This is a genomic window from Pseudomonas sp. 43(2021) (assembly GCF_017490805.1).
In the GTDB taxonomy this organism is placed as follows: Bacteria; Pseudomonadota; Gammaproteobacteria; order Pseudomonadales; family Pseudomonadaceae; genus Aquipseudomonas.
On record NZ_JAFGYJ010000326.1, the window covers coordinates 1 to 500 of the forward strand.

A 500-nucleotide genomic window follows, 5' to 3' on the forward strand; every position below is an offset into this window, starting at 1 on the left:
GTCCGGCGCTGATCAGATCGATCGGCAGGCCGCGAAAGTGCAGGGGAATATCGTTGTCGGCCGTGCGCTCGCGCAGGTCGCAGAACACACTCAACACCAGCCAGAAACCCAGCCCGGCGCCGAAGCTCAAAGCCGTTGCGTGCAGCAGGCCTTGATCGTTTTGCGCATTGATCAACGCCAGCCCGAGTACGCCGGCATTGCCCAGCAGCAGCGGCCACAATCCGTCGAACGGCCAATCCGGCAGCCCGCGCGCCAGCAGCTTCAGCAGCGGCGCGATCAACAACACACTCAACGGCAGAAACACGAACAGGCGCAGCGCTTCAAGCTGCAACGGCAGCAGTATCCACTGCCAGATCGCCTGACCGATAACGCTGACTACCAGCATCAGGCACAACGTCGCCAATCCCAGCGCATGTACCTGGCGTCGGCTGCCCGCCAGCAGCGGAGCGACGCCCAGCGGCCAGTGCAACACGAAATTGTTGAGCAGCGCAGCACTGATC

General features: G+C 63.0%; 1 protein-coding gene. It reads right to left on the minus strand.

The features are described from left to right. On the minus strand, positions 1–499 hold a 499-nt coding region (locus tag J5M71_RS27450), incomplete at its 3' end, for an Rnf-Nqr domain containing protein (RefSeq protein WP_207838702.1). Position 500 lies beyond the last annotated feature (1 nt).